Origin of the sequence: Pseudomonas sp. o96-267 (assembly GCF_003935465.1) — a bacterium.
Taxonomy (GTDB): domain Bacteria; phylum Pseudomonadota; class Gammaproteobacteria; order Pseudomonadales; family Pseudomonadaceae; genus Aquipseudomonas; species Aquipseudomonas sediminis.
The window spans coordinates 69,857-95,357 of the sequence record NZ_RHQP01000007.1 but is presented as its reverse complement, the minus strand read 5'-3'; the positions used below and the strand labels follow the sequence as shown (position 1 = coordinate 95,357).

The window sequence follows — 25,501 nt, the reverse complement described above, 5'->3', positions numbered from 1 at the left end:
TGGCGCCGCCACGCACGGCAGACTTATATTCTAATCGCTCTACTCTAGGGGCTGTTGGGGCGCTTTTCCAGATTCAGACGGCAGTTTAAGCAGCGCCTCACCTATCGCCTCAGCCAGGTACTGCAGGGAAAACACCCCGCCGTAGGTCCAGGTCGAGGGCATCGCGGCGAAGCGCTGCTCGCGCACGAACGGCATGGCCTGCCACAGCGGTGAGGCGAACAACTGCGCCTCTTGGGGGAAGGGTTCGATATGCAGCACCACGTCCTGCTCGATACGCCCCAGGGTGGTGATCGGCACCTGAGTGATGCCCCAGGGGCTCGGCGGCAGGTCCAGTGCCGGCTGCAGGCCGAGCAGCGCCAGCGCATGTTGCGGCATGGAGTTGGGGCCGTTGATGAAGGCGGCGGTCGGCGACGAGAAGCGAATCACCGTGACGGCCGGCAAGTGCTCTGCGTAATGGGCCTGCAGCCGCTCACGCCATTGCGCCAACTCGGCGTCCATCGCCTGCAGCCGCTGCTCGGCCAACGCCTCGCGCCCCAAGGAGCGCGCCAGGTCGAGAAACGCCTCGCGCTGCACCTGCTGATTGTCATGCTGCTGGCTGAAGCCCTGATACACCTGCACCGGCGCGATACGTTCAAGCAACGGGCGAATGTCTTCCAGCACCGGTGGAATGACGATCAGCTCAGGCTGTAACTCGGCCAGCAACTCGAGGTTGGGCTCCAGGCGCGAACCGCTCGACGGCACGCCCTCAGGCAGCGTCGGCCTGACCACCCAGGCGCGGTAGTCACCGGCATCGGCCACGGTCAGTGGCGTCACATCGAGCATCAGCAGATGCTCGGTGGCCTCCCAACTCAGTGCAGCGACCCGTGGCGCATCACTCGCCCAGGCAGGCGTCAGCCACAGCAGCAGCAAGCCGAGCAACCAACGCTTCACGTCAACCTCCCACGGATCAACAAGAAGACGAAGTAACCGCCACACAGCACCGAGGCGACAATGCCCACCGGAATCTGCAGCGGGAAGATCAGGGTGCGGCCAACCCAGTCCGCCAGCAGCATCAGCACTGCGCCCAGCGAGGCCGCAAGCAGCAGTTGCGGCAGTACCCGGCGCGCGCCGAGCATCACCGCGATATGCGGGGCCAAAAGCCCCAGAAACGCCACAGGCCCGAGCAGGCTGGTGACCAGCGCGCACAGCAGCGCCACCAGCACCAGCAACGCCAGACGCAAGCGCGGCACGTTCAGGCCACGGCTGGCGGCTACCCCGTCGCCGATGCCGATCAGTGTCAGCGCGCGATGAAACAGCAGCGCCAGCGTACCGAACAACAGCACGCCCAGCGTCAACCCCAAGGCCTGCGCCGGTGTGGCGCGGTAGGTGGAGCCAGCCAGCCAACCGAGCAACGCGAACGAGTCGCCACTGCCCTTGGCCAGCACGAACTGCAGCGCCGCGTTGAGCAGCGCGCCCAGGGAAATCCCCAGCAGCGCCATCAGCGCTGGTGAGTAGCGATGACGCCGCCCCAGCAGCATCAACACCGCCAGCACCGCCAGACTGCCGACGAAGGCCGCCATCGGGGCGACCGCGCCTAGCAACGCACCACCGAAGATGATCAGCGCCAGCATCACCGCCAGCGTGGCCCCCGCGGAGAGCCCGAGGATATCCGGGCTGGCCAGCGGGTTACGCAGCAGACGCTGCAGCAGCAGGCCGGAAATCGCCAGGCCGGCGCCGGCCGAAGCAGCCGTGAGCACACGCGGCCAGCGCAGCGACCAGACCAACGCCGACGGCCACTCAAAACGCCAGCCATCGATACCGCGCGCCAGCCCGAGCGCCACGGTAAGCGCCAGCAGTGCGAAGACCGCCACCCAAAGCGCACTGCGCCAACCGAAGCGTTCGGCGCCGCGCGGCAGTTGCAGACCACGTGGATCTTCCGCAGCCAGGTGGCGGCGCGCCAGCCACAACATTACCGGCGCACCGATCAACGCGGCGGCGGCGCCACTGGGCACCATTTGGCCACTAAGCCGATTGGCCAGCAGTGCCAGGGCGTCGGTGCTGAGCAAGAGCAAGGCGCCAAGCAGCGCGCTGTAGAGAAGCTCGTCTCGCGCGGTGCGGGCGCCGAGCATCTTCGCCATGTTCGGTGTGAGCAGGCCGATGAAACCGATCAGGCCGACCGCTGTGATCGACACCGAACATAGCCACAGCGCCGCCAGAAACAGCAACAGCATCACCGGCCACAACGCCAGGCCACGGCCCTGGGCAGCATCGCCGCCAAGCTGCAGCAGGCTCAACGGCCGCGGCGCCAGGATCAGCAGCGGCAGCGCCAGCAACAACTTGGGCCACAGCCACTGCACCCAGTGCCAGTCGATCTGCGCCAGATCACCCGCACCCCAGACGAACAGCCCCTGGGTGTACTGGTTGTTGATCAGGACCAGCCCGGCAGCCAGGGCGCCGAGCAACAGATTGATGGCCATGCCACCCAGCACCAGCGGCAGCCCGCCAATACCACTGCGCCCGGCAATCAGCAGCACCAGGCCGACTGCCAGCAGCGCACCGAGCAGTGCCGCCCACTGCCCATGATCGGCCGCGAAGGTCGGCACCAGCAAGGTGGCCAGCACCAGCCCGAGCCAGGCCCCGGACGAAGCGCCGATGGTCATCGGCGACACCAGGCGATTTTGTGTGATCTGCTGCAGCAGGCTGCCGGACAAGCCCAGCGCAGCGCCCGTCAGCAGCGCCATGCTCAACCTGGGTAGAGCCGACAGTTGCAGCTGCAGAAACTCGAAGCTGTGCTCGGCAGAAGCAAGCATCGCCCACAGTTCGAATGGAGCGAGATCGGCCGCCAGCCACAGGTGCAGGAATGCCAGCGGCAGCAGCGCAAGCAGTGTCAGAAGGTGGCGTGACGACGCCGAGACTGCCGCCATGCTCAAGCCACCACGGCAATCTTGCGGGCGCTGCCGGGTTGTTCGATCAGTTCGATATCGATGTCGTAGAGCTGGCTGAGCAACGGCCCGCTGAGCAACTTGTCCGGGCTGCCGTCGAAGAAGATCCGTCCCTGCTTGAGGGCGATCACCCGGTCGGCATGCCGCGCGGTGAGGTTGATGTCGTGGAGGATGGCGACGATGCCGCGTCCGCTGTCGCGATTGAGCTGGCGCAGCAGGCCCATCAGCTCGTACTGGTGCGCCAGGTCCAGCGCCGAGGTGGGCTCGTCGAGCAGCAACAGCGGCGACTGCTGGGCCAGCAGCATGGCGATCCAGGCACGCTGGCGCTCGCCACCGGAGAGGCTGTCGGCCAGGTGATCGGCGTAATGGGCGACATCGGTCTGGGCCAGCGCCTGATCTACCGCCGCATGGTCCTCGGCGCGCCCGCGGCCGAGCAATCCACGCCAGGGGAAGCGCCCCAGACGCACCAGCTCGCGCACGGTCAGGCCGGCGACGTCGGGCAGGTGCTGCGGCAGGAAGGCCACGCGCTGGGCGAAGTCACGGGCGGAAAAACCGGCCAGGTCGCGCTCGTCGAGCTGCAGCGAGCCTCGGGTCGGCTGCAACTGCCGCGCCAGCAGGTTCATCAGGGTCGACTTGCCCGAGCCGTTGTGGCCGAGGATCACGGTGAAGCGATCACCTTCGAGGTGCAGTTCGTTCACTGCCAGCGTCACCCGCTCGCCACGACGCACTTCTATATCACGCAGATTCAGCATGCCTGAGCCAGCTCCTCACGCAGGCGCACCAGGCGCTCGTCACGACGCAATTTCGGGCAGGTGCTGCACAGCTCGCCGTCGCAACGCCGAAAATGCTGGCAACAGGCCTTGCGCTCCAGGGTCAGGCAGTCACGTCCATCCTCCAGGCGCACCTCCAGCAGGTCGCTGCCACCGCGCAGCCCCAATGCCTCCAGCCAGAGCGCCGACAACCCTCGCAGTTGCTGGTTGTCCAGGTTCAGTTGACGCTGCACCAGCAGCAACGCTGCCAGCACATAGTCGGCTGCCAGCCGCTGAGCCAGCTTGCCGTGGATGCTCTGCACCTGACAGAACTCGGCGTGCTGGCGGCGCAGCAGGTCGGCCAGTTGGCTGCCAGCAAGGTTGATCAGCTCGCCCTCTGCAGCCCGTTGCGGGCAGTGATCGGAAAGACAGAAGCCCAACACCACACCACTTTGAACATCCTGCCCAAGCGTCGACAGACAGGGCATACGCTGCGTCAGATGCACGCCGAGCAAGGTCAGGTAGATGGGTTGCCAGACCAGGTAGGTCCAGCTGCGCACCGTCCAGTAATGCGGCCCGGCCTCGGGGTGAGCCTGGCGCCAGTGCTGATAAAGCGTAGCGATACGCTGTGTGTTGCCATCGCTGCCGCAAACCAGCAGATCAGCCTCGGCATGACCGATACGGCCCTGCAGCCCAGGCAGACTGCGGGAAATCACGTCGAGCAAGTGGTGAAGGTCGTGCATCGCGGCGAACCCGGACGATGGAAGCAGTGCGAGGGGCGAATTTAATCATTGATACGCATCTGCATCAAATTATCATTCGCCACTCAAGACTCACGCAGCCTTGGTTTTTTGCACCAGCAACGGGAACAGCGCAGCAGTCAGCAGCAAGCCGACAGCACCGACCCAGAACGGCATGGCCTGCCCGTAGTGGCTGACCAGCAGCCCCGCACCGTAGGCCGAGCCCATATTGCCCAGGCACTGGAAGATGTTGATCTTGCTGAAGTCCACCGCGTAGTGCTCTGGCGAGCTGAGTTCGAACAGCAAGGCATCCAGGCGCACGGTGACTTGATACAGCGCCCAACCGAACAGCACTCGGCCGAGCAGGATCAGCCACTGATCACCAAACCCCTGAATGAAAGTGGCTGCCGCGCCCAGCAGCAGACCGGCAAGAATGCCATCACGGGTGTTGCCTTTCTGGGTCGCGCGGCGCCCCCACCACAACGCCAACACGGCCACGGCGCCGGGCAGCGCATAGACGAAGCCGGCCGCCATCTCGCTGTTCCAGTGCGCCACCTGCTGCCAATAGACGGCAAAGAACGGCCGGGTCACGTAACCCACGAAATAGAACAGCAGCATCACCAGGCACAGGCGGTAGATCGCCGGCAGGCTGCGCGACTCGTTCTTCACCGGCGCCTCGTCGCTTGCCGGCTGCTCGCCTGGTGCCGGCAGGTAGCCACGCACCAGGTGCATGCAGATGGCCATCTGGATGAAGTCGCCAGCAGCCATTACCAAGAACACGTCGCCAATGTTCATGATCTGTAGAATCAGGCCGCCCAGCGCGGCACCGAGAATGGCGCCGAAGTGCACCACCACCGACAACGTGCCGATGGTCTGGGTGTGGTTGTCCTGCTGCTGCAGGCTCATCACGTAGGGATACATCAGCAGGTAGCTGCCCTTGAACACCACCATCAGCAGCGACACCACCCAGAACAGCGGCAGCGAGTCGATGAAATAGCAGGCCGCGGTCAGGCTGCCGGCCATCAGCTGCGCGCTGATCAGAATGCGCACCGGGTGCACGCGCTTGGCCAGGCGCGCCCAGAGCGGGAACACCGACATGACTACCAGGCTGACCACCGCCAGATAGAGGCCGACATGCTGCTCCGGCGGGTTATCGAAACGCTCGGCGAAATACTGCGGGTAAAAAGGAATGATCAGGTTATCGGTGATCACCGCCAGGGCGGTCATCATGATCAGGCAGGTACGCAGCGTCATTGGAGGCATTCGGGCAAGGCGGCAGGGGCGCGCATGATGCCACTTCCAGACCAGCTAATGCCAATACAGACGAGAATCAGAAAGGCTAGCAACTGGCATGGCGTGCAGCGACTTCAGGCCTGTTAGTGATAAGCTCGCGCACCATGAAAACGCCAAACTCCCGCCCCGTAGTGCTCTGCATGTCCGGTCACGACCCCAGTGGTGGTGCCGGCCTGCAGGCTGATATCGAAGCCCTGCTGGCTCAAGGCTGCCACGCCGCCCCGACGGTGACCGCCCTGACCGTGCAGGATACCGTCAACGTCTCCGACTTCCGTGTGCTCGACCGCGACTGGGTACTGGCCCAGGCCCGCGCAGTGATCGCCGACATGCCGGTGGCCGCCGTCAAGCTGGGCATGCTCGGCTCGGTAGAGATGGTAGAGAATGTGCTCGAAGTGATGAGCCAGCTGCCTGGCATACCGCTGGTCTGCGACCCGGTGCTGCGCGCCGGCGGCGGCGGCTCGCTGGGCAAGGATGACGTCGGCTATGCCATGCGCGAACGCCTGTTCGCCGTGTCCACCATCGCCACGCCGAACCTACCGGAAGCGCGCATCCTCGCCGAACTGCCGGAAGGCAGCGCCGACGAGTGCGCCGAGAAACTGCTGCCCTTCATCAAGAACCTGCTGATCACCGGCGGCCACGGCGACGAAGCCGAAGTGCACAACCGCCTGTACAGCCGCAATGGAAGTCGCCACACCTTTACCTGCGCACGCCTGCCCGGCAGCTACCACGGCTCCGGCTGCACCCTGGCCAGCACCTTGGCCGGTCGCCTGGCGCTGGGTGAAGAACTGGTCAGCGCGGTGAAAAGCGCCCTGGACTACACCTGGCGTACCCTGCGCGACGCCGAACAACCCGGCCACGGCCAGTACGTGCCACGCCGTCTGCCGCTGGATTACGGCCAATGAGTCTGCGCGGCCTCTACGCCATCACCGATACCCCTCTGCTGGCGGGTGGCAAGCTGTTGCCCTACGCCGAAGCGGCGCTGGCTGGCGGTGCGCGCCTGCTGCAGTACCGCGACAAATCAGGCGATGCCATACGCCGTTTCGATGAAGCGCAGGCACTGGCCGAGCTCTGCCAAAGCCACGGCGCTACGTTGATCATCAACGACGACCTGGAACTGGCTGCGCGCCTGGGCGTCGGCCTACACCTGGGTCAGACCGATGGCTCGCTGGCCAACGCCCGCGCCCGTCTCGGTACGGATGCCGTAATTGGCGGTACCTGCCATGCCCAGCTGGAGCTGGCCGAGCGCGCCGTAGCCGAGGGCGCCAGCTATATCGCCTTTGGCCGTTTCTTCAATTCCAACACCAAACCCGGCGCTCCGGCTGCCACCGTGGAGCTGCTGGATCAGGCGCGCACGCGCTTTGCCCAGCCCATCGTCGCCATCGGCGGCGTGACCCTGGAAACCGCACCCAGCCTGATCGCCCGCGGCGCCAGCATGGTCGCCGTGATCCACGCCCTGTTCGCTGCCGACTCCGCCCACGAGGTGGAAGACCGCGCCCGCGCCTTCGCCGCGCTGTTCGACTGACTCGCTTCCAGAGAGACCTGCCATGTCCCGTTCCGAAATTCTCTTCGCCAACGCCCAGAAACACATCCCCGGCGGCGGCAACTCGCCGGTGCGCGCCTTCCGCAGCGTCGGCGGCACCCCGCTGTTCTTCAAGCATGCCGAAGGCGCTTACGTGGTGGACGAAGACGACAAGCGCTACGTCGACTATGTCGGTTCCTGGGGCCCGATGATCCTCGGCCACAGCCACCCGGACGTGCTCGACTCGGTGCGTCGCCAGCTGGAACACGGCCTGTCCTACGGCGCGCCGACCGCCCTGGAAACCGAAATGGCCGAGCTGGTGTGCGGCCTGGTGCCGTCGATGGAGATGGTGCGCATGGTCAGCTCCGGCACCGAGGCGACCATGAGTGCCATCCGCCTGGCCCGTGGCTACACCGGCCGCGACAGCATCATCAAGTTCGAAGGCTGCTACCACGGCCACTCCGACAGCCTGCTGGTCAAGGCCGGCTCCGGCGCCCTGACCCAGGGCGTGCCGAACTCCGCAGGCGTGCCGGCGGCCTTCGCCAAGCACACCCTGACCCTGCCGTTCAACGACATCGATGCCGTGGCCGAGTGCCTGGCGCAAGTTGGCCAGGAAGTGGCGTGCATCATCGTCGAGCCAGTGGCCGGCAACATGAACTGCGTGCCGCCGGCCCCAGGTTTTCTCGAAGGCCTGCGCGAGCAGTGCGACAAGCATGGCGTGGTGCTGATATTCGACGAAGTGATGACCGGTTTCCGCGTCGCCCTCGGCGGTGCGCAAGCGCACTACGGCGTGAACCCGGACCTGACCACCTTCGGCAAGATCATCGGCGGCGGCATGCCGGTGGGCTGCTTCGGCGGCAAGCGCGCGATCATGGAATGCATCGCCCCGCTCGGCCCGGTCTACCAGGCTGGCACCCTGTCGGGTAACCCGCTGGCGATGGCTGCCGGCCTGACCCCCCTCAAGCTGATCAGCCGTCCGGGCTTCCATAGCGAGCTGACCGACTACACCTCGCGCATGCTCGCCGGCCTGCAGGAACGCGCCGATGCTGCCGGCATCCCCTTCGTCACCACCCAGGCGGGCGCCATGTTCGGTCTGTACTTCAGTGGCGCGGACGACATCGTCACCTTCGCCGACGTGATGGCCAGCGACAGCGCACGCTTCAACCGCTTCTTCCACCTGATGCTGGATGGCGGCGTGTACCTGGCGCCGAGCGCCTTCGAAGCGGGCTTCACCTCCATCGCCCATGGCGACAAGGAGCTGGACATCACCTTCGCTGCCGCAGAACGCGCCTTCGCCGAGCTGAAAAAAGCTTGATGCAGTACAGCACTGCCTTCAGCGATGCGTTGCTGGCACTGGCCTGCGCTGCCTGTGTCTGGCTGATCGGCCGGGCACGCGGGCGCTACGGCGAAGGTGACCAGCCGGCGCTATTCTGCGCCCTGCTCGGTTTTCTGCTGCCGGCTGCAGCTGCCAGCGTCGGCGTGATTCGCTACGGCTTCGACCCAACCTGGCAGCCCGCACACCTGTGGCTCTCGCAGGCCAGCAGCTTTCTCGGCCTGCCCCTGCTCGGTGCCGCTGCATTGGCGCTAGGTCGCGGCTGGGCCTGGAGCCGACCGAACTGGGGGCGCATCCTGCTCGGGCTTTGCGCCTTCTTCGAGCTGTTCCGCCAACTTGGTTATATGGAGGACTACCGCTTGGCGCTGAATCTGGCCACGCTGGTGCTGATCCTCTATGCCGGCGCAGTCCAATGGCCACGCCGCGCACCGGCAATCAGCGCAGCTGTGGTCGTGGGCCTGTTCCTGCTGGCCGGCGTGGCGGTCGGTACCGACGGCGTGATCGGGCCGCTACGCCGCATTGACCTGTTCCACGTGCTGCTGACGCCGGCGTACCCGCTGCTGGCCTGGCTACTGCTGAGCCTGCCGGGAAGTGCGAAGAAACAGGCTTTGTAACAACCGCCCGGTTTATTCCATAATGCGACGGTCGGCACGTTTTGCGCCGACCGGGCACGTCACCCGCCCTGAATTGCCGAGGTCCCGTTATCCAGATGAACCGCACCGGCCGCACCCTGTCCCTGGGCTGCCTGTTGCTTTTCCTCCCGCTGTTTGCGTTTGCAGGCGGCAATTCCCTGCTGATCCCCGCTAGCGGCAGCTGTGCCCTGAACGCCTCCCCCGAAGAGATGCCCGACGCCCTGGCCAGCTGCCAGGAGATGGCGCGCGCCGGCAACATGCAGGCGGCCTATGAGCTGGGTGAGTACTACTACGACGGCAAACGCACACCACGTGATCTCAAGCAGGCCCTGACCTGGTTCGAACGCGCCTCGCTGCAAGGCCACGCCGAAGCACAGTTGCGCCTGGGCACCATGTTCTTCCGTGGCGAAGGCGTACCGGCCAACAACGTGCAGGCCTATATCGTGTTGAAGATGGCATCGGTCAACGGCTCGGACGAAGCCATGGACAGCGCCGACCTGGTGTCGGCACAGATGCGTCGCGATGAACTGGAAATCGCCAGCCAGGTACTGGGGCAGATATTCCGTAGCTATCTGCTGGAACTGCAGACCGCCGAAGGCCGCTCGCCCTTCTCGCCGCTGCCTTAAAAACACTGGTGCGCGCGGCGCACCCTACGACTCTGAGCTTATTTATCCGGCATCGGCATGGGGAATGGCATGACGTTGCCGCCGCCCTTGGCTTCGCTGATCTTCGCCGTTCCCAGACGCTCTACCTCGTCGATGCGGATGATCGCGTGCATCGGTACGAAGCTGCGTACCACCCCCTCGAACTGCGCCTTGAGCTTCTCCTCGCTGGGGTCGACCACCAGCTGGCTGCGCTCGCCGAAGACGAACTCCTCCACTTCCAGAAAGCCCCACAGATCGCTCTGATAGATCTGCTTGGCGTACATCTCGTACACCTGGCCCTGGTTGAGAAAAATCACCTTGTAGATGGGATCGCGCTTGCTCATGAAGACTCGAAGTCAGGAAAAACGGGGCGCGCAGAATATCACAGCGCCGCATGCGTAGCCCGGATGCAATCCGGGCTACAGGAACTGAGCGGTGGCATCGCTCTTGGCACACGCCTATAATGCGCGGTCATTTTTTAACCACCTCAGACAGTGCCATGACCAAGAAGCTCTATATCGAAACCCACGGTTGCCAGATGAACGAGTACGACAGCTCGCGCATGGTCGACCTGCTGGGCGAGCATCAGGCCCTGGAGGTCACGGAAAAACCCGAAGAAGCCGACGTGATCCTGCTAAATACCTGCTCGATCCGTGAGAAGGCGCAGGACAAGGTGTTCTCCCAGCTCGGCCGTTGGCGCGAGCTGAAGCAGGCCAACCCGGATCTGGTGATCGGTGTCGGCGGCTGCGTGGCCAGCCAGGAAGGTGCGGCGATCCGCGACCGCGCGCCCTATGTCGACGTGGTATTCGGCCCGCAGACCCTGCACCGCCTGCCGGAAATGATCGATGCCGCGCGCGTGACCAAGACCGCCCAGGTGGACATCAGCTTCCCCGAGATCGAGAAATTCGACCGCCTGCCCGAGCCACGCGTCGACGGCCCCAGCGCCTTCGTCTCGGTGATGGAAGGCTGCAGCAAGTACTGCACCTTCTGCGTGGTGCCCTACACCCGTGGCGAGGAAGTCAGCCGCCCGCTGGTCGACGTGTTGATGGAAATCACCTCCCTGACCGAGAAGGGCGTGAAGGAAATCACCCTGCTCGGGCAGAACGTCAACGGCTATCGCGGGGAAGCCCCGGACGGCCATATCGCCGACTTCGCCGAACTGCTGCATGCCGTGGCAGCCCTCGATGGCGTCGAGCGCATCCGCTATACCACCAGCCACCCGCTGGAGTTCTCCGACGCGATCATCCAGGCCCACGCCGAGATTCCGCAGCTGGTCAAATACCTGCACCTGCCGGTGCAGTCCGGCTCCGACCGCATCCTCGCGGCGATGAAGCGTAACCACACCGCGCTGGAATACAAGTCGCGCATCCGCAAACTGCGTGCGGCGGTACCGGACATCCTGATCAGCTCGGACTTCATCGTCGGCTTCCCCGGCGAGACCGAGAAGGATTTCGAGCAGACCATGAAGTTGATCGAAGACGTCGGCTTCGACTTCTCCTTCTCCTTCATCTACAGCTCGCGCCCCGGCACCCCGGCCGCCGACCTGGTCGACGACACCCCGGATGAGGTGAAGAAACAGCGCCTGGCCCTGCTGCAGCATCGCATCAACCAGAACGGCTTCGAGAACAGCCGGCGCATGGTCGGCACGGTGCAGCGCATCCTGGTCAGCGACTACTCGAAGAAGGACCCGGGCATGCTCCAGGGCCGCACCGAGCAGAACCGCATCGTCAACTTCCGCTGCGATAACCCGCGCCTGATCGGCCAGTTCGTCGACGTGCACATCGACGACGCCCTGCCGCACTCGCTGCGCGGCACCCTGCTGGATGCCGAGACCCTCCACTAACGTAGCGGTCGTCCACACTTTGCGTTGTGGGCGACCAGCGTTATGCTGCCTTTTCATACCCAGACAAGTGACGATCACTCCATCACCTTGAACGCCTCTCTAGAACCTCATCGTTTCACCCTCGAACCCTTCGAGGCCCGCCGTTTCGCCAACCTCTGCGGCCAGTTCGACGAGCACCTGCGCCTGATCGAAGAGCGCCTAGGCCTGGAAATCCGCAACCGTGGCAACCAGTTCGAAATGCTTGGCAGCGCCGACAAGACCCAGGCCGCCGAGCAACTGCTGCGCAAGCTGTACCGCGAAACCAAAGCCACCGAGCTGTCGCCCGACCTGGTGCACCTGTATCTGCAGGAGTCCGGCGTCGAGGAGCTGGTCAACCCCAGCAACCTGCCGCAGGTGACGTTGCGCACCAAAAAGGGCGTGATCAAGCCGCGCGGCGCCAACCAGCAGCGCTACGTCAAGGCGATCCTCGACAACGACATCAACTTCGGCATCGGCCCGGCCGGTACTGGCAAGACCTACCTGGCCGTGGCCTGCGCGGTGGACGCGCTGGAGCGCGAGCAAGTGCGGCGCATCCTGCTGGTGCGCCCGGCGGTCGAGGCCGGCGAGAAGCTCGGTTTCCTGCCTGGCGACCTGGCACAGAAGATCGATCCTTACCTGCGCCCCCTGTACGACGCGCTATACGAGATGCTCGGCTTCGAATACGTGGCCAAGCTGATCGAGAAGCAGGTGATCGAGATCGCGCCGCTGGCCTACATGCGCGGCCGCACGCTTAACAACAGCTTCATCATTCTCGACGAAAGTCAGAACACCACCGTCGAGCAGATGAAGATGTTCCTCACCCGTATCGGTTTCGGCTCCACCGCTGTGATCACCGGCGACATCACCCAGGTCGACCTGCCGCGCGGCACCAAGAGCGGTCTGGCCCACGTCATCGAGGTACTGCGTGACGTACCCGGCATCAGCTTCACCCACTTCAAGCCCAAAGACGTGGTGCGCCACCCGTTGGTGCAGCGCATCGTCGAAGCCTACGAGCGCCACGACGCACGCCTGAACGGCAAGGGCGACGGCCACGATGCTTGAACTGGACCTGCAACTGGCCACTGACGGCCAGCACCCGGACGAGGCGCAACTGCGCCAGTGGTGCGAGCTGGCCCTGCGCCAACGCACGGCCGATTCGGAGCTGACCATCCGCCTGGTCGACGAGGCCGAAGGTCGCGAGCTGAACCACACCTGGCGACACAAGGACTACGCCACCAACGTCCTGTCCTTCCCTGCCGAGATTCCCGATGGGATTCTCGACATCCCGCTGCTGGGCGACCTGGTGATTTGCGTGCCGGTGGTCGAGCGCGAGGCGGCTGAGCAAGGCAAGGCGCTGGAGGCGCACTGGGCGCATCTGGTAATCCACGGCTGCCTGCACCTGCTGGGCTATGACCACATCGAGGAAGACGAAGCCCTCGAGATGGAAGATCTGGAACGACAATTGCTCGCCGAATTGGGTCATCCCGACCCGTATGCCGGTGACGAATCTCCTAATGAAAAGGACCCCGAGTAAAACGCCATGAGCGAAGACCGATCGAGCAACGAGCAGAAGTCCTGGTTCAACAAGCTGACCCAGGCTTTTGCTCATGAGCCGAGAAACCGCCAGGAACTGCTGGAAGTCCTGCGCGAAGCCCACCAGAACAAGCTGCTCGACAGCGAAGCACTGGCCATCGTCGAAGGCGCCATTCAGGTCGCCGACCTGCAGGTACGCGACATCATGGTGCCGCGCTCGCAAGTGATCAGCATCAAGGCCAGCCAGACGCCCCGCGAGTTCCTGCCCGCCATCATCGATGCCGCGCACTCGCGCTATCCGGTGGTCGGCGAGAGCCTCGACGACGTGATCGGCATCCTCCTGGCCAAGGATCTGCTGCCGCTGATCCTGCAGGGCGAACAGCCCAACTTCAACATCAAGGACCTGCTGCGCCCGGCCACCTTCGTGCCCGAGTCCAAGCGCCTGAACGTGCTGCTGCGTGAGTTCCGCGCCAACCACAATCACATGGCCGTGGTCATCGATGAATACGGCGGCGTCGCCGGCCTGGTGACCATCGAGGACGTGCTCGAGCAGATCGTCGGCGACATCGAGGATGAGCACGATGTCGAGGAAGACGGCTACATCAAGCCGCTGCCATCCGGCGACTACCTGATCAAGGCGCTGACGCCCATCGACAGTTTCAACGAAACCTTCGACAGCGAGTTCTCCGACGACGAGTACGACACCGTCGGTGGTCTGGTGATGAGCGCCTTTGGCCACCTGCCCAAGCGCAATGAAGTCACCGAGATCGGCGAATTCCGCTTCCGCGTGCTCAATGCTGACAGCCGCCGCATCCACCTGCTGCGCCTGACGCCGGTTAGCCGCTGAGTCTCAGCCGCCCTTGCCCAGCGAGGGCGGCCGCTTCCCCCTGCGCCATTTCCGCTCTACCCTTGCGCCACCCTGATTCCAAGGATCTAACCATGCTGCAATGGATCACTCGTCCAGGCTGGCCCGGCCACCTGCTTGCCTGCGGCGCAGGCGCCCTGACCACCCTGGCGCTCGCCCCGTTCGATCTCTGGCCATTGGCCGTGCTGTCCATTGCCCTGTTCTATTTCGGCCTACGCCATCTGCGCCCCGGCCAGGCAGCGCTGCGCGGCTGGAGCTACGGCTTCGGCCTGTTCGCCGCTGGCACCAGTTGGGTGTATGTCAGCATCCATGACTATGGCGCGGCATCACCGGCACTGGCCGGCTTTCTCACCCTGGGTTTCGTAGCCGGCCTGGGCCTGCTCTTCTCCCTGACGGCCGCCCTCTGGGCGCGCTGGATACGCCGCAACGAAGCGCCACTGGCCGACGCCCTGGCATTCGCCGCGCTATGGGTCGCCCAGGAAGTGTTTCGCAGCTGGTTCCTCACCGGCTTCCCCTGGCTCTACGCCGGCTACAGCCAGCTCGAAGGACCGCTGGCCGGCCTGGTGCCAATTGGCGGAGTCTGGCTGTCGTCCTTCGTCATCGCCCTGTCGGCCGCGCTGATCATCAACCTGGAGCAACTGCGCAAGCACAAACCGCGCTACCTCTGCGCCCTGCTCCTGCTGCTGAGCCCCTGGCTCGCAGGCCTGGCACTGAAGGACCACAATTGGACACGCGCCGCCGGCAACAGCCTCACCGTCGCCGCCGTGCAGGGCAACGTCGAGCAGAACCTGAAATGGGACCCGGCCCAGCTCAACGCGCAGCTCGCGCTATACCGCGATCTCAGCTTCAGCGCCAAGCAGGTCGACATACTGGTCTGGCCGGAAACGGCGATCCCGGTACTCAAGGACATGGCGCAAGGCTATATCGGCGTGATGGATCGCTTCGCCCGTGACCGCAACAGTGCGCTGATCACCGGCGTACCGGTACGGCAGTCCAACGAGCGCGGGGAGATTCGCTATTACAATGCGATCACCAGTTTTGGCGAAGGCCAGGGCACCTACCTCAAGCAGAAGCTGGTGCCGTTCGGTGAATACGTGCCCCTGCAGGACCTGCTGCGCGGCTTGATCGCTTTCTTCGACCTGCCGATGTCCGACTTCGCCCGCGGCCCGAATGACCAATCACCGCTGCTGGCCAAGGGACATCGCATCGCGCCGTTCATCTGCTACGAAGTGGTCTACCCGGAGTTCGCGGCGGCACTTGCGGCGGACAGCGACATCCTGCTGACGGTGAGCAACGATGCCTGGTTCGGCACCTCCATCGGCCCCCTACAGCACCTGCAGATGGCGCAGATGCGTGCACTGGAGGCCGGGCGCTGGATGATCCGCGCGACCAACAACGGCATGACGGTGATCATCGACCCACAAGGGCGCATCCAGTTCGGCTTGCCGCAGTTCGAACGCGGCGTGCTCTACGGCGAAGTGGTGCCCATGCAGGGGCTCACGCCCTACCTGCAATGGCGCATCTGGCCGCTGGCGATTCTCTGCGCCCTGCTGCTGGGCTGGGCGCTGCTGGCCAGCCGCATGGCCAAGACGCTGTAGGGCGGTCTCGCGAGCGAAGCGAGCAGCCCGCCAGCCCTCGGAGGGTAGAACCCGCAGGCGTACTGCCTGTGGCGAGTAAGCCCTACTGCTTACCGTAGACAATGGGATACGCCAACAACCCAATGGCCTCGTTGAGCAGCTGACTGCTCTGCCAGATAGCCCTCGACTCCGGTAGCCAGCCCCCCAGCGGGCGCTCGTAACCCGCGCTGAGATAGCCCATCGGCGCGGTGATCACCTCGAAGCCGGCCTGCTCGAAACTCCAGCGTGCACGCTGCATATGCCAGGCCTGGGTGACCAGCACCACGCGCCGCACTCCCTGGGGCTGCAACAATTCAGCGCTACGCACGGCATTCTCCCAGGTGGTGCGGCTTTGCTCCTCCAGCCAGCGAATCTCCAGCCCGTAGTCGAGGCGCATGGCATCGGCCATCAACGCCGCCTCACTGGGCGGCTGGCCGTAGTGCAGGCCGCCAGTGGCAGCAAGTGGCAGGCCGGAGGCGCGTGCCAGGCGCGCGGCGTAGCGCAGGCGCTCCAACGCCATCAGCCCAGGCTGATCGGTACGCCCCCAGCCCGGATCATTCTGCTCGCGCCCGGCACCGAGAATCACGATGGCGTCGGCACGCTGCGCCAGCGTCGCCCACTGCGCCTGCTCCAGCACCGGCTCACGCTCCAACCAGGCAGCACTCCACTGCGTCACCGCAGGCAGGCTCATCAACCACAGCCCACCGAAACCCACGGCAAAGCAGGCAAACGCGAGCCGGGGAAAGCGGCGACGCAGCCACCAGCCCAGCGCGATCAGCAGGAGAAGAACGCCTGGCGGCATCAACAGTTGTTTAAGGATGAAGCGAATCGGCATCAGGCACCTCCGGGGCGCCCAAGCCTAGCAGGTTGGTTTTCAACTAGCCGCTAACGCGGATTGCCGCTGCGAAACAGCCTGGAGCCACAGGCCTGGCAAGCTCGTGCATCCTGCCCTCGATGCCAGCTGACGGGCGCACCGCAGAGTGCGCAACAAAGCGCCTGACGCCGCTTCATCACGGATTTGACCCTGCCCATCGGCTTGCCGCCAACGGACTTGGCACCGCGCAGTGGCTGACGCTGTATCAGCGCCAACTCTTCAGCCGCCGCGTGCCAGCCGCGCAGCCAGTGCAGGTCACGATTGAGGTAGGCGCGGATCAGCTCCAGCTCCGCCGGGCTCAGCCCATCAAGCTCCAGCTCACGCAGCGGCTCGGCATGCAGGCGACTCGCGGTATCGGCCTCTTCCAGCGCCAGGGCAAGCCTTTGCAGCAGTCGCTCGTAAAGGCCACCCCCTCGTTCCGCCTGCCGTGCATCCACCATCTAACCACCTCGCGAGCCCCGACAACCGCGGCCTTGAGTAAAGCTTAGCGAAGGCCCTGCGTGCAGCCTGGCGCCGCGACCAACGGCGGGCTCGGCATAATCTGGGTTTCCCTCGATAGACGGCGCTCATGTATGCTACGACGTTTCCCGCAAGCCCCATTCCTTCAGCGCCAGAGCCATGCACGAACAGTACTCGCCCCGTGAAATAGAAGCCGCCGCGCAGTCCCACTGGGACGCGCAACAATCCTTCGTCGTCAGCGAACAACCCGGCAAGGACACCTTCTACTGCCTGTCGATGTTCCCCTACCCCAGCGGCAAGCTACACATGGGGCACGTGCGCAACTACACCATCGGTGACGTGATCGCCCGCTACCAGCGCATGCAGGGCAAGAACGTGCTGCAGCCGATGGGCTGGGACGCCTTCGGCATGCCGGCGGAAAACGCCGCGATGAAGAATCAGGTGGCGCCGGCCAAATGGACGTACGAGAACATCGCCTACATGAAGTCCCAGCTGAAATCGCTGGGCCTGGCCATCGACTGGACGCGCGAAGTCACCACCTGCAAGCCGGACTACTACCGCTGGGAGCAGTGGCTGTTCACCCGCCTGTTCGAGAAGGGCGTGATCTACCGCAAGAACGGCACCGTCAACTGGGACCCGGTGGACCAGACCGTACTGGCCAACGAGCAAGTCATCGACGGCCGTGGCTGGCGTTCGGGCGCGCTGATCGAGAAGCGCGAAATCCCGATGTACTACTTCAAGATCACCGCTTATGCCGAAGAGCTGCTGAGCAGCCTGGATGAACTGGATGGCTGGCCCGAGCAGGTCAAGACCATGCAGCGCAACTGGATCGGCAAGAGCTTTGGTGCCGACATCGTGTTCGACTACGACGTCGCCAGCATCGGCATCGACGGCCAACTGAAGGTCTACTCGACCCGCCCCGACACCCTGATGGGCGCCACTTATGTCGCCGTGGCCGCCGAGCATCCGCTGGCCCAGCGCGCCGCCGAGGGCAACCCGGCCATCTCCGCCTTCATCGCCGAATGCAAGGCCGGCTCCGTGGCCGAGGCCGACATGGCCACCATGGAGAAAAAGGGCCTGGCCACCGGCCAGTTCGTCATTCATCCGCTGACCGGCGACAAGCTGCCGGTATTCGTCGCCAACTACGTGCTGTGGGGCTACGGCGAAGGCGCAGTCATGGCCGTGCCAGCGCATGACGAGCGCGACTTCGAATTCGCCAACAAGTACGACCTGCCGATCACGCAGGTCTACGCCGGTGAAGGCAAGGACTACGACGCCAGCACCTGGCAGGACTGGTACGGCGACAAGGCCGGCCTGACCACCATCAACTCCGGCAAGTACGACGGCCTGGACTTCAGCGCCGCCTTCGACGCCATCGTCGGCGACCTGGAAGCCAGCGAGCACGGCGCGCGCAAGACCCAGTTCCGCCTGCGCGACTGGGGCATCAGCCGCCAGCGCTACTGGGGCTGCCCGATCCCGATCATCCACTGCGACACCTGCGGCGACGTGCCGGTGCCGGAAGACCAGTTGCCGGTAGTGCTGCCCGAAGACGTGGTGCCGGACGGTGCAGGCTCGCCGCTGGCCAAGATGCCCGAGTTCTACGAGTGCAGCTGCCCGAAATGCGGCGCCCCGGCCAAGCGCGAAACCGACACCATGGACACCTTCGTCGAGTCGTCCTGGTACTACGCGCGCTACGCCTCGCCGCAATACACCGGCGGCATGGTCGACCCGGCTGCAGCCAACCACTGGCTGCCGGTAGATCAGTACATCGGCGGCATCGAGCACGCCATCCTGCACCTGCTCTACGCGCGCTTCTTCCACAAGCTGATGCGCGACGAAGGCCTGGTGTCGTCCAATGAGCCTTTCAAGAACCTGCTGACCCAGGGCATGGTGGTCGCCGAGACCTACTATCGCACCCTGGAAAACGGCGGCAAGGACTGGTTCAACCCGGCCGACGTCGAGGTCGAGCGTGATGCCAAGGCCAAGGTCATCGGCGCCAAGCTCAAGAGCGACGGCCTGCCGGTGGAAATCGGCGGCACCGAGAAGATGTCCAAGTCGAAGAACAACGGTGTCGACCCGCAGGACATGATCGACGCTTACGGCGCCGACACCTGCCGCCTGTTCATGATGTTCGCCTCGCCGCCCGACATGAGCTGCGAGTGGTCGGATGCAGGTGTCGAGGGCGCCAACCGCTTCCTGCGTCGCGTCTGGCGTCTGGCTCAGAGTCACATCAGCGCCGGCCTGCCGGACAAGCTGGACGTGAACACTCTCACCGACGAGCAGAAGGCCGTGCGCCGCGCAATTCACCTGGCGATCAAGCAGGCCAGCAACGATATCGGCCAGCACCACAAGTTCAACACCGCCATCGCCCAGGTGATGACCCTGATGAACGTGCTGGAAAAGGCCGCCACTGCGACCGAACAGGATCGCGCACTGCTGCAGGAAGGCCTGGAAATCGTCACCCTGCTGCTCGCGCCGATCACCCCGCACATCAGCCATGAGCTGTGGCAGCACCTGGGTCATACCGATGCGGTGATCGATACGCAGTGGCCACAGGTCGACGAGTCGGCCCTGGTGCAAGACAGCCTGACCCTGGTGGTACAGGTCAACGGCAAATTGCGTGGCGAGATCATCGTGGCAGCCAGCGCCAGCCGTGAAGACGTCGAGGCCGCCGCCCGTGCCAACGAAAACGTGCTGCGCTTCACCGAAGGCCTGAGCATTCGCAAGGTCATCGTGGTGCCAGGCAAGCTGGTCAACATAGTCGCCAACTGATTAAGCTCGGCGCCACACATGTGTGGCGCCGTGATCCGCCAAGGGGATATGAGAATGATGAAACGGAATCTGCTGATCATCGGCCTGACTGGCCTGCTCAGCGCGTGCGGCTTCCAGCTGCGTGGCACCGGCGACATGCAGTTCGCCCTCAAGGAACTCGACGTCAGCGCGCGCGACGCCTACGGCGACACCGTGCAGCAAGTGCGTGAAGTGCTGGAGAACAACGATGTTCGCGTCTACCCCGGTGCGCCCTACAAGCTGGTGATCGCCCGCGAGACCGAGAATCGTCGCAGTGCCAGCTACAGCAGCGGTGCGCGTACCGCCGAGTACGAGCTGACCATGGGCCTGGAATACGAGATCCGCGGCGCACAGAACCTGCTGCTGACCGGCAACAAGGTGGAAGTACAGAACTACTACCAGCAGGACGACAACAACCTCGCTGGCTCCGACCAGGAAGCTGCTCAGCTGCGCAGCGAGCTGCGCCGTGAAATGATCCAGCAACTGATGTTCAGCCTGCAACAGATCAGCCCAGAGCGACTGGATCAACTGCAGCAGACCGCCGAAGCCCGTGCCAAGGCCGAAGCCGAAGCCGAAGCACTGGAAGCTGAGCGCCGGGCGCGCGCGAGCCAGGTCGCCCCGCAGCAGTCGCCAATCGAACTGCCGTCCCGCTAAAGGCTCAAGGGCCGCACCTGCGGCCCGACGCCCCGCCTGCCTGATGACATCGACTCGATGAAGCTTGCCCCCGCGCAACTCGGCAAACACCTGCAAGGTGCGCTCGCACCTGTCTATGCAATCAGCGGCGACGAGCCACTGCTGTGCCAGGAAACCGCTGACGCCATCCGTAATGCCTGTCGCCAGCAGGGGTTCGGCGAACGCCAAGTGTTCAATGCCGAAGCCAACTTCGACTGGGGCAACCTGCTGCAGGCGGGTGCCAGCCTCTCGCTGTTCGCCGAAAAGCGCCTGCTGGAACTGCGCCTACCGTCCGGCAAACCAGGCGACAAGGGCACCGCCGCCCTGCTCGAGTACCTGGCCCGCCCGCCCGAGGACACCGTCCTGCTGCTGAGCCTGCCCAAGCTCGATGGCAGCACGCAAAAATCCAAATGGGCCAAAGCGCTGATCGACGGTCAGGCGAGCCAATTCATCCAGATCTGGCCGGTGGATGCCAATCAGCTGCCGCAGTGGATTCGCCAACGCCTCGCGCAGGCCGGTCTGAGTGCCAGCGCCGATGCGGTGGACATGATCGCCGCGCGGGTGGAAGGCAACCTGCTGGCCGCCGCTCAGGAAGTGGAAAAGCTCAAGCTGCTCGCCGACGGCAACCAAGTCGATGCCGAAACAGTCCAGGCCGCCGTGGCCGACAGTGCGCGTTTTGACGTCTTCGGCCTGATCGACTGCGCCCTCGGTGGCGATGCCGCACACGCCTTGCGCGTCCTCGAAGGGCTGCGTGGCGAAGGTGTGGAAACCCCGGTGATTCTCTGGGCGCTGGCACGCGAGATTCGTCTACTGGCCGGCATCGCCCACCAGCAGAGCCAGGGTATTCCCTTGGATAAAGCCTTCTCCAGCGCCCGCCCGCCAGTCTGGGATAAACGTCGCCCCCTGGTTTCCAAAGCCTTGCAGCGTCACAGCAGCAAACGCTGGGGCCAGTTGCTGCAGCAGGCGCAGTTGATCGACGCACAGATCAAGGGCCAGGCGCCCGGTGATCCGTGGAGCGAGCTGGCCATGCTAACTCTGCAACTGTCCGGACAACGGCTGCGTCTCGCCCCGTAGTGCAGGCTCCCCAAATCTGGACATTTTCTGTACAGCGGCGCATAGTTCTTCGCTGCCTGCATTGGCGCAGGCCAGTCTGCATGAGGAAACGCCATGAGCAAGAAAGCCGGCAAACGGCCGAACAAGGCCAAGTCCATCGTCGCCCAGCCACTGTTTCGCTCCCGCCAGGAACGACCACAGAAAGGTAAAGGCAGCTACCGCCGCGAAGCCTCCCACAATTGGGAGGCTTCTTGCTTTATGGGCCTCTTCGCTTCGCTGATAGCCCAGAATCCCCGTCGAGCGTGCTAAGGTAACCGCCTGCTTAAACGCCTTGAGATAGACATGCCACACCAGCTTCCACGTCGCGCCCTGGCTCTGCTTCCTCTCCTGCTGCTGGCGGCCTGCGCCCAGGCCCCAGCGGAAAATCTGCCTACCACCACTGCCCCCCCGGCAGCGGTCCAGACTACAGCCGAAACGCCCTTGCCCAGTTTTGCCGACTGGCGCCAGACGATGCGTAGCGAAGCGATTGCCGCCGGCATCGACGCAGCGCTGTTCGATCGCGTATTCGCCGGCGTCACCCCCGACCCTGCGGTGCTCAAGGCAGACAGCAGTCAGCCCGAGTTCACTCGCCCGGTGTGGGAGTACCTGGACGGTGCTGTCTCTTCCAGCCGCATCGGCCGCGGCCGGGTACTGCTAGCGCAACACAGCCTGGTGCTGCAACGCATCGAGCAGCAGTACGGCGTCGAAGCTCCGATCCTGGTAGCCATCTGGGGCCTGGAGAGCAACTTCGGCAACAACATCGGCAGCAATAGCGTCATTCGCTCCCTCGCCACCCTGGCCTATGACGGTCGCCGCCAGGGCTTCTGGCGTGCTCAATTGCTGGCCGCCCTGCAAATCCTGCAGAACGGCGATGTGTCCAGCGAGCGCATGATCGGCTCCTGGGCCGGTGCCATGGGGCAGACCCAGTTCATGCCGACGACCTACAACCAGCATGCCGTCGACTTCGACGGCGACGGCAAGCGCGACCTGTGGGGTTCCTCGACCGACGCGCTGGCATCCGCCGCACATTATCTACAAGCCTCTGGCTGGCAGCGTGGTCAACCTTGGGGCTTCGAGGTGAATCTACCGAACGGCTTCGACTACGCCCTGGCCGATCCCGATCAGCGCCGCACGCTGGCCGAATGGGCGGAGCTTGGCGTCCGCCCGCTGGCACCGACCGGCGCAGCAGCCAGTGCCCGCGCCAGCCTGCAATTGCCTGCCGGCCACAAAGGCCCGGCTTTCCTGTTGCTGGATAACTTCCGCAGCATCCTCAAGTACAACAACTCCACCTCCTACGCGCTGGCCATCGGCCTGCTCGCCGACAACCTGCTGCGTCCAAGCGAAGTCAAAGGACAGTGGCCGCGCGGCGAGCGCCAACTGGGTCGTAGCGAACGCGTCGAACTGCAGGAGCTGCTGACCAAGGCAGGATTCGACCCAGGCCCGGCCGACGGCATCATCGGCGCCAATACGCGCAAGGCCATTCGCGCCCTGCAACTGCAGTTGAACTGGCCAGCCGATGGCTACCCCAATACCCAGCTGCTGGAACAGCTGCGCACGCGCTGAATCCAGGCCTATCCCGGCAAGGGCTTGCCATGCGAGCCCTTTCCGAGCTGTCGCAGCGGCGCCCAGGAAGCACCTTGCCGGTGCTTTGTCGACAGGCGGCCTCAACGTCTGCATACACCTTCTGTGGTAGACTGGCCGGCGGCCAAAAGCCACCTGCCCACGGAGCCTCTACCGGAGCCCAGATTTCCGATGTCCGACACCTCCTCGCCCAAATCCGTCGCCAGCGGCGAAAAGTTTCGCACCGCCCAAGGCATCACCGCGATCAAGGATGGCCAGAAGCGCCGCGCCTCGGCCGAGCCCCAGGTTTTCGAACCCAAGCCCAAGTGGCTGCGGGTCAAGGCCCCTGGCGGCAGCCGTTTCGAGGCCGTCAAGCGCAACGTCGGCGAACACCGCCTGAGCACCGTTTGCCAGGAATCGCACTGCCCGAACATGGGCGAGTGCTGGTCCAACGGCACGGCCACGATCATGCTGATGGGCTCGGTGTGCACCCGTGCCTGCCGCTTCTGCGCCGTGGACACCGGCAACCCCAATGGCTGGCTGGATCTGGAAGAGCCACAGAACACCGCCAAGTCGGTGGAACTGATGGCCCTGCGTTATATCGTGCTGACCTCGGTGGATCGTGACGACCTCGAAGACGGCGGCGCCGGCCACTATGCAGCCTGCGTGCGAGCTATCAAGGAAAACACCCCGCAGGTGGTCGTCGAGGCCCTGACTCCAGACTTCGATGGCGATCACCAGGCCATCGAGCGCGTGGTCGACTCCGGCCTGGAAGTGTTCGCGCAGAACGTCGAGACGGTCAAACGCCTCACCTATGTAGTTCGCGACCCGCGCGCTGGCTACGAGAAGACCCTCAAGGTGCTCGAGCACGCCAAGAAACACCGTCCGGACGTACTGACCAAGACCAGCCTGATGCTCGGCCTGGGTGAAACCGACGAGGAAATCCTGGAAACCATGGATGACCTGCGCGCCATCGGTGTCGACATCCTCACCCTCGGCCAGTACCTGCAACCCACGCGCAACCACCTCAAGGTGCAACGCTGGGTCAGCCCTGAAGAGTTCAATCGCTTCCGTGACATCGGCCTGGAGAAAGGCTTCATGGAAGTCGCCGCCGGCCCGCTGGTACGTTCCAGCTATCGCGCCGACCGCGTGTTCGAGAAGAACAACCTGGGCCTCGCTGCCCCGGTTCCGGTGCCTGGCCAGGAGGTCAACGCCAGCCTCATTCCGGCGCTGAATCTGAACTGACGGCTATCACTGGATAAACGAAAGGGGCGCCATGGCGCCCCTTTTACGTTTCTGCTGTTTAAGGGCCCGCGCGCTGCCTGCCTTAACATGACCCTGGCGGACTGTTCGCTTCGCTCCTGAGTCCGCCCTACGCCCTGGAACCGCCCTCTGCTGTGCTGTAGCCCAATCTGCCGCGTAGCGCCTGCTCCAGCCGCTGCGCCACCTCGTCGATTGACGGCGGTGCATCGACCAGATCCCTAAGTTGAACCATCTTCAACCCGGCGTAGCCACAGGGGTTGATACGCAGGAAAGGCGTCATGTCCATATCGACGTTCAGCGCCAGGCCGTGGAACGAGCAGCCACGGCTGACGCGCAGCCCCAGGGAGGCGATCTTGTCACCTGCCACGTATACACCGGGCGCATCCGCCTTGGGCGCCGCCTCGATGCCATAGCCGGCCAATAGCTCGACCAGGCTCTGCTCCATGGCGGTAACCAGCTCACGCACGCCGAGATCGAGGCGACGTAGATCGAGCATCAGATAGGCTACCAACTGCCCCGGACCGTGATAGGTCACCTGCCCGCCACGCTCGACCTGGATCACCGGGATATCGCCCGCAGCGAGCACATGCTCGGCCTTGCCGGCCTGCCCCTGAGTGAACACCTTGGGATGTTGTAGCAACCAGATTTCGTCCGGAGTCTGCGCATCGCGCTCACGGGTCAGTTGGCGCATGGCCTCCAGCGTGGGCTGGTAGTCGACCAGCCCGAGGTGACGGACGACAAGCTCGGGCATGGGTATCACAGCACCATATGCACGCGGCCGGTTGCACGCAGGTCGACGTGAATCGCCTGCAGCTGCTCGACACCGGTGGCAGTGATCAGCACCTGAACGGAAAGGAAGTTACCGTTGCGGCTGTCACGCATCACCAACGTGGAGGTATCCAGGTCGGGGGCGTGGCGCTGGATCACTTCGATTACCAGGTCGGAGAAACCCTCGCCAGCGGTACCAATGACCTTGATCGGGTAACGCTCACAGGGAAATTCGATTTTTGGCGGTTGCACGTCGCTATCGGTCATGGCATCAGCGGGCTTGTGGCCCGTCCAGAAAGGGCCGCTCCGGGTTGGAG

At 64.4% G+C, this 25,501-nt stretch carries 25 protein-coding genes and 1 pseudogene; 16 read left to right on the top strand and 10 right to left on the bottom strand.

The features are described 5' to 3' along the window. Positions 1-39 precede the first annotated feature (39 nt). The 5 genes from EGJ86_RS06565 to EGJ86_RS06545 form a co-directional block, all read right to left on the bottom strand. A complete protein-coding gene (locus tag EGJ86_RS06565; protein ID WP_125834483.1) occupies positions 40-930 on the bottom strand; it encodes an ABC transporter substrate-binding protein in 891 nt (296 codons plus the stop codon). Beyond that, entirely contained in the window at positions 927-2,903 is a 1,977-nt protein-coding gene (gene fhuB, locus EGJ86_RS06560) for a Fe(3+)-hydroxamate ABC transporter permease FhuB (protein ID WP_125834482.1), read from the bottom strand. Before fhuB ends, EGJ86_RS06565 begins: the two co-directional genes overlap by 4 nt. Before the next feature lie 2 nt (positions 2,904-2,905). Then, the gene (locus EGJ86_RS06555) at positions 2,906-3,673 is read right to left on the bottom strand and encodes an ABC transporter ATP-binding protein (protein ID WP_125834481.1); all 768 of its coding nucleotides are present in this window, start codon (positions 3,671-3,673) and stop codon (positions 2,906-2,908) included. Then, positions 3,667-4,413: a siderophore ferric iron reductase gene (locus EGJ86_RS06550; protein ID WP_125834480.1), complete on the bottom strand. Its 747-nt coding sequence runs from the start codon at positions 4,411-4,413 to the stop codon at positions 3,667-3,669. Before EGJ86_RS06550 ends, EGJ86_RS06555 begins: the two co-directional genes overlap by 7 nt. Before the next feature lie 90 nt (positions 4,414-4,503). Continuing rightward, on the bottom strand, positions 4,504-5,664 hold the full coding sequence (locus EGJ86_RS06545; protein WP_125834479.1) for an MFS transporter: 1,161 nt from the start codon (positions 5,662-5,664) through the stop codon (positions 4,504-4,506). 143 nt (positions 5,665-5,807) lie between these two features. Between EGJ86_RS06545 and EGJ86_RS06540 the strand changes: the two genes are divergently transcribed. The 5 genes from EGJ86_RS06540 to EGJ86_RS06520 all read left to right on the top strand — a co-directional run bounded on the left by EGJ86_RS06540 (position 5,808) and on the right by EGJ86_RS06520 (position 9,813). Then, the gene (locus EGJ86_RS06540; RefSeq protein WP_177432786.1) at positions 5,808-6,605 is read left to right on the top strand and encodes a hydroxymethylpyrimidine/phosphomethylpyrimidine kinase; all 798 of its coding nucleotides are present in this window, start codon (positions 5,808-5,810) and stop codon (positions 6,603-6,605) included. Next, on the top strand, positions 6,602-7,225 hold the full coding sequence (thiE, locus tag EGJ86_RS06535) for a thiamine phosphate synthase (RefSeq protein WP_125834477.1): 624 nt from the start codon (positions 6,602-6,604) through the stop codon (positions 7,223-7,225). The genes EGJ86_RS06540 and thiE overlap by 4 nt, the downstream gene beginning before the upstream one ends. Positions 7,226-7,247: 22 nt before the next feature. Further along, positions 7,248-8,537 carry a glutamate-1-semialdehyde 2,1-aminomutase gene (hemL, locus tag EGJ86_RS06530; protein ID WP_125834476.1) on the top strand — a complete coding sequence of 430 codons (1,290 nt, stop codon included), beginning with the start codon at positions 7,248-7,250 and terminating at the stop codon, positions 8,535-8,537. After that, entirely contained in the window at positions 8,537-9,169 is a 633-nt protein-coding gene (locus tag EGJ86_RS06525) for a hypothetical protein (RefSeq protein ID WP_125834475.1), read from the top strand. Before hemL ends, EGJ86_RS06525 begins: the two co-directional genes overlap by 1 nt. Before the next feature lie 95 nt (positions 9,170-9,264). After that, a complete protein-coding gene (locus tag EGJ86_RS06520; protein WP_064494964.1) occupies positions 9,265-9,813 on the top strand; it encodes a tetratricopeptide repeat protein in 549 nt (182 codons plus the stop codon). 38 nt (positions 9,814-9,851) lie between these two features. Here EGJ86_RS06520 and EGJ86_RS06515 read toward each other — a convergent pair whose 3' ends face one another. Further along, positions 9,852-10,175 carry a DUF1820 family protein gene (locus EGJ86_RS06515; protein ID WP_013717157.1) on the bottom strand — a complete coding sequence of 108 codons (324 nt, stop codon included), beginning with the start codon at positions 10,173-10,175 and terminating at the stop codon, positions 9,852-9,854. A 155-nt stretch (positions 10,176-10,330) separates the two neighbouring features. Here EGJ86_RS06515 and miaB point away from each other — a divergent pair, with 155 nt between their 5' ends. The 5 genes from miaB (at position 10,331) to lnt (ending at position 15,688) form a co-directional block, all read left to right on the top strand. Continuing rightward, positions 10,331-11,674, top strand: coding sequence for a tRNA (N6-isopentenyl adenosine(37)-C2)-methylthiotransferase MiaB (miaB, locus tag EGJ86_RS06510; protein WP_039965056.1), 1,344 nt, complete (start codon positions 10,331-10,333; stop codon positions 11,672-11,674). An 87-nt stretch (positions 11,675-11,761) separates the two neighbouring features. Next, a complete protein-coding gene (locus EGJ86_RS06505) occupies positions 11,762-12,754 on the top strand; it encodes a PhoH family protein (RefSeq protein ID WP_099526385.1) in 993 nt (330 codons plus the stop codon). Beyond that, positions 12,747-13,226 (top strand): rRNA maturation RNase YbeY, encoded by a 480-nt coding sequence (gene ybeY / locus EGJ86_RS06500; protein WP_125834474.1) that lies wholly within the window; start codon positions 12,747-12,749, stop codon positions 13,224-13,226. The genes EGJ86_RS06505 and ybeY overlap by 8 nt, the downstream gene beginning before the upstream one ends. Positions 13,227-13,232: 6 nt before the next feature. Continuing rightward, positions 13,233-14,072, top strand: coding sequence for an HlyC/CorC family transporter (locus EGJ86_RS06495; protein ID WP_099526377.1), 840 nt, complete (start codon positions 13,233-13,235; stop codon positions 14,070-14,072). 92 nt (positions 14,073-14,164) lie between these two features. Next, the gene (gene lnt / locus EGJ86_RS06490; RefSeq protein ID WP_125834473.1) at positions 14,165-15,688 is read left to right on the top strand and encodes an apolipoprotein N-acyltransferase; all 1,524 of its coding nucleotides are present in this window, start codon (positions 14,165-14,167) and stop codon (positions 15,686-15,688) included. 82 nt (positions 15,689-15,770) lie between these two features. Here lnt and EGJ86_RS06485 read toward each other — a convergent pair whose 3' ends face one another. Both EGJ86_RS06485 and EGJ86_RS06480 read right to left on the bottom strand, forming a co-directional pair. Further along, a complete protein-coding gene (locus EGJ86_RS06485; protein WP_125834472.1) occupies positions 15,771-16,541 on the bottom strand; it encodes a YdcF family protein in 771 nt (256 codons plus the stop codon). Positions 16,542-16,591: 50 nt separating this feature from the next. Beyond that, positions 16,592-17,020: a hypothetical protein gene (locus EGJ86_RS06480; RefSeq protein ID WP_125834471.1), complete on the bottom strand. Its 429-nt coding sequence runs from the start codon at positions 17,018-17,020 to the stop codon at positions 16,592-16,594. 178 nt (positions 17,021-17,198) lie between these two features. On the opposite strand from EGJ86_RS06480, the gene leuS reads away from it, so the two are divergent. From leuS to lipA, 6 genes and pseudogenes are all read left to right on the top strand, one after another. Beyond that, a complete protein-coding gene (leuS, locus tag EGJ86_RS06475) occupies positions 17,199-19,811 on the top strand; it encodes a leucine--tRNA ligase (protein WP_125834470.1) in 2,613 nt (870 codons plus the stop codon). A gap of 54 nt (positions 19,812-19,865) precedes the next feature. Beyond that, positions 19,866-20,483 (top strand): LPS assembly lipoprotein LptE, encoded by a 618-nt coding sequence (gene lptE, locus EGJ86_RS06470; protein ID WP_177432784.1) that lies wholly within the window; start codon positions 19,866-19,868, stop codon positions 20,481-20,483. 57 nt (positions 20,484-20,540) lie between these two features. Continuing rightward, on the top strand, positions 20,541-21,575 hold the full coding sequence (holA, locus tag EGJ86_RS06465) for a DNA polymerase III subunit delta (protein ID WP_099526371.1): 1,035 nt from the start codon (positions 20,541-20,543) through the stop codon (positions 21,573-21,575). A 93-nt stretch (positions 21,576-21,668) separates the two neighbouring features. Further along, positions 21,669-21,815 (top strand): annotated as a pseudogene (arfA, locus tag EGJ86_RS06460) (alternative ribosome rescue factor ArfA); the annotation flags it as partial. An 81-nt stretch (positions 21,816-21,896) separates the two neighbouring features. Then, complete coding sequence (locus tag EGJ86_RS06455; RefSeq protein ID WP_125834469.1) at positions 21,897-23,156, top strand: lytic murein transglycosylase; 1,260 nt, start codon at positions 21,897-21,899, stop codon at positions 23,154-23,156. A 189-nt stretch (positions 23,157-23,345) separates the two neighbouring features. Further along, positions 23,346-24,398 carry a lipoyl synthase gene (gene lipA, locus EGJ86_RS06450; protein ID WP_099526368.1) on the top strand — a complete coding sequence of 351 codons (1,053 nt, stop codon included), beginning with the start codon at positions 23,346-23,348 and terminating at the stop codon, positions 24,396-24,398. A gap of 127 nt (positions 24,399-24,525) precedes the next feature. Here the strand turns inward: lipA and lipB are convergent, their stop codons facing one another. Both lipB and EGJ86_RS06440 read right to left on the bottom strand, forming a co-directional pair. Continuing rightward, positions 24,526-25,167 carry a lipoyl(octanoyl) transferase LipB gene (lipB, locus tag EGJ86_RS06445; RefSeq protein ID WP_125834468.1) on the bottom strand — a complete coding sequence of 214 codons (642 nt, stop codon included), beginning with the start codon at positions 25,165-25,167 and terminating at the stop codon, positions 24,526-24,528. A 5-nt stretch (positions 25,168-25,172) separates the two neighbouring features. Continuing rightward, positions 25,173-25,451: a DUF493 domain-containing protein gene (locus EGJ86_RS06440; protein ID WP_017675504.1), complete on the bottom strand. Its 279-nt coding sequence runs from the start codon at positions 25,449-25,451 to the stop codon at positions 25,173-25,175. Between the last annotated feature and the right edge of the window lie 50 nt (positions 25,452-25,501).